Source organism: Pseudomonas sp. UBA6276, assembly GCF_002438365.1.
Classification (GTDB): Bacteria; Pseudomonadota; Gammaproteobacteria; order Pseudomonadales; family Pseudomonadaceae; genus Aquipseudomonas; species Aquipseudomonas coleopterorum.
Window position 1 is genome coordinate 7,894 of the sequence record NZ_DJUS01000089.1, and the last position, 3,236, is coordinate 11,129.

At 65.4% G+C, this 3,236-nt stretch carries 2 protein-coding genes and 1 pseudogene; all 3 read right to left on the reverse strand.

The window, feature by feature from the left end; genetic code table 11:
* Positions 1-87: 87 nt before the first annotated feature.
* Positions 88-777 (reverse strand): SPOR domain-containing protein, encoded by a 690-nt coding sequence (locus tag B2V21_RS10460; protein ID WP_056844431.1) that lies wholly within the window; start codon positions 775-777, stop codon positions 88-90.
* Position 778: 1 nt separating this feature from the next.
* Positions 779-2,515: an arginine--tRNA ligase gene (gene argS / locus B2V21_RS10465; RefSeq protein ID WP_286916804.1), complete on the reverse strand. Its 1,737-nt coding sequence runs from the start codon at positions 2,513-2,515 to the stop codon at positions 779-781.
* A 181-nt stretch (positions 2,516-2,696) separates the two neighbouring features.
* Positions 2,697-3,236 (reverse strand): annotated as a pseudogene (locus B2V21_RS10470) (primosomal protein N'); the annotation flags it as partial.

Genomic DNA, 3,236 nt, shown 5'->3' on the forward strand with positions numbered 1-3,236 from the left:
TCGCGGGCAGAGCCCGCTCCCACAGAACCCGCGCGCACCTGTGGGAGCGGGCTCTGCCCGCGAAGGACGCGCCGCCGATGCATGGGCTTACTGCCGAATCTGCCTTTGCTGCAACAGCAGGTTACTAAATCCACTGCCCGCCAGTTGCTTCTGCGCCACGGTCAGTTGCTCGCGGTTGCTGAACGGACCCACCAGCACCCGGTACCAGGTGTCCTCCTTGACCGTTCCGGACTCGACGTTCACCGACTGCCCCAGCAGGATGATCTGCGCCCGCACCCGGTCGGCGTCCGCCTGCTTGCGGAACGAACCGGCCTGCAGATAGAACTGGGTGGTCGCCGCGGGCTTGATCACGGGCGGGGCCGGCGGCGGAGTCGCGCCGCTGAGCGCCGCCTGGGCGCGTGCAGTATCGATCTTGGCCGCTTCGGCCGGCGTGACGGGGGCCTGGGCCGGAATCGGAGGTGTCTTCTCGGGAACCGCCTCGGGCGGCACGATGACCTCCGATTCCGGCAGCAGGGTGTAGAAGTCGTACTTGGGCTTGACCGGTGCCTGAGGGCTGGGCGGGGTCTTGTTCGCCTCGGCGATCTTCTCCGCCTTCGCCTGCTCGGCCTTGACGCGCTTGACGTCACCGTTGCCCGGCTCCAGCTTCATCAGGAACACCACGAACGCGCCCACGCTCAGGCCGATCGCCAGCCACAGCCAGCCCGGGATGGGCTTCTTGGCAGGTGCGGAATTGCGGCTGGCGCCACGTTTGGGTGCAGGTTTCTTCTTGGCAGCCAACTTACATACGCTCCAGTGTTTCCAGGCCCAACAGAGCCAATCCTTGCTTGAGGGTGCGACCGGTCAGCGCCGCCAGGCGCAGGCGGCTTTGTTGCTGAACGGGGTTTTCGGCCGCCAGGATCGGGCAGTTCTCATAGAAGCTGGAGAACAGCCCGGCCACATCGTACAGGTAAGTGCATAACACATGGGGCGTGCCTTTCTCACCGACGGTGTTCAGCACTTCGGTGAATTGCGCCAGCTTGGCCGCCAATTCCTTCTCGTGTTCGGCTTCCAGCACGATCTGGCCTTCGACGTCCGCGAAATCCTTGCCCAGCTTGCGGAACACCCCGGCCACGCGGGTGTAGGCGTAGAGCAGGTACGGCGCGGTATTGCCTTCGAAGTTGAGCATCAGGTCGAAGTTGAAGCTGTAGTCGCTGGTGCGATGCTTGGACAGGTCGGCATATTTCACCGCGCCGATCCCCACGGCCTTGGCGATCACCCGCAGGTCAGCCTCGGCGACCTCGGGGTTCTTTTCCTTGACCAGGGTGTAGGCGCGTTGCTCGGCTTCGTCTAGCAGGTCGACCAGCTTCACGGTACCGCCGTCGCGGGTCTTGAACGGGCGGCCGTCGGCGCCGTTCATGGTGCCGAAGCCCATGTGCTCGGGCTGCATGCCGTTGCTGATGAAACCGGCGCGTCGCGCCACCTCGAACACCTGCTGGAAGTGCAGGGCCTGACGCTGATCGACGAAGTACAGCGCGCGGTCGGCCTTGAGCACGTTGCTGCGATAGCGCAGCGCAGCCAGGTCGGTGGTGGCATACAGATAGCCGCCACCGGCCTTCTGCACGATCACCGGCAGTGGGGTGCCTTCGGCGGTCTTGAATTCTTCGAGGAACACGCACTGCGCGCCGTTGCTTTCCACCAGCAGGCCCTTGGCGCGCAGGTCGGCGACCACGTTGGCCAGGTCGTCGTTGTAGGCGCTTTCGCCCATCACGTCGGCCGGGGTCAGCTTGACGTTCAAGCGCTCGTAGGTGCTCTGGCAGTGGGACAGGGAGATTTCGTTGAAGCGCTTCCACAGCGCCAGGCACTCGGCGTCGCCGGCCTGCAGCTTGACCACCAGGCCGCGGGCACGCTCGGCGAACTCCTCGGACTCGTCGAAACGCTGCTTGGCTGCGCGATAGAAATTCTCCAGGTCGGAGAGTTCGTCGCTGGTAGCGGGTTTTTCCTGCAGGTAGGCGAGCAGCATGCCGAACTGCGTGCCCCAGTCACCGACGTGGTTCTGGCGGATCACGGTGTCGCCGAGGAACTCCAGCACATTGGCCACGCCATCGCCGATTATCGTCGAGCGCAAGTGGCCCACGTGCATTTCCTTGGCCAGGTTGGGTGCCGACAGATCGACCACCACGCGCTGCGCCGGGCCGGCCTTGCGCACGCCGATGTGGGCATCGGCCAGTGCAGCATCCAGGCGCGCGGCGAGGGCGGCACTGTTCTGGAAGAAGTTGAGGAAGCCGGGACCGGCGATCTCGACCTTGCTCACTCCCTCATCGGCCGGCAGCGCGGCAATCAGCTTTTCTGCCAGGTCACGTGGCTTCATGCCGGCAGGCTTGGCCAGCATCATGGCGATGTTGCTGGCGAAATCGCCGTTCTTCTTGTCTCGCGAGTTTTCCACCTGGATTGCCGGCGTCAGACCTTCTGTCAGCACACCTTCGGCGACGAGGTGGGTCAGGGCTTGTTGAATCAGCTGGCGAATGGTGTCTTTCATGGGGTTCTCGGTCGACCGCGGGTACGGCGGTGCTGTTTGCGCGGGTGGAAAAACTGGGCATTATCCGGTTGTTGGCGGGGGTTGCCAACCCGCAAATCCCCCCTGCAAACCACCACCCCTGTAGCAGCGGCGCAAGCCGCGTCGGCAGACACCGCCGATCCGCACTCCAGGTGCGCCTATCTCAATACAAATCCACCGGGTCCACATCCAGCGACCAGCGCACCTGGCGCCCGCTCGGCAGTTGCTCCAGTTGCAGCATCCAGGCATTGAGCAAGCGGTGCAGGGGTGCTCGCAACGTCGCCTGGACCAGCAACTGCGCCCGGTAGCGTCCGGCGCGGCGTTCCATGGGGGCAGGCACCGGCCCCAGCAGTTCGAGGCCGCCCAGTCCCAGTTGCGCCACCAAGGCTTCGGCGGCGGCGCAGGCTTCGTCCAGAAAGGCTTCGGCCTGGCCCGGCTTGTGGGCCTCGGCGCGCAGCAGCGCCAGGTGCGCGAAGGGTGGCAGGCCGGCGGCGCGGCGTTCGGCCAGGGCCTGCTCGGCGAAGGCGAAGTAACCCTGCTCGGTCAATTGCACCAACAGCGGATGGTCGGCCAGGTGCGTCTGGATGATCACCTTGCCCGGTTCTTCCGCGCGCCCGGCGCGGCCGGCCACCTGAACGATCAATTGCGCCATGCGCTCGCTGGCGCGGAAGTTACCGGAGAACAGCCCGCCGTCGGCATCGAG

Coding starts and splice junctions, on each gene's coding strand:
- argS (WP_286916804.1), bottom strand. CDS start 2,515: ATGAAAGACACCATTCGCCAGCTGATTCAACAAGCCCTGACCCACCTC.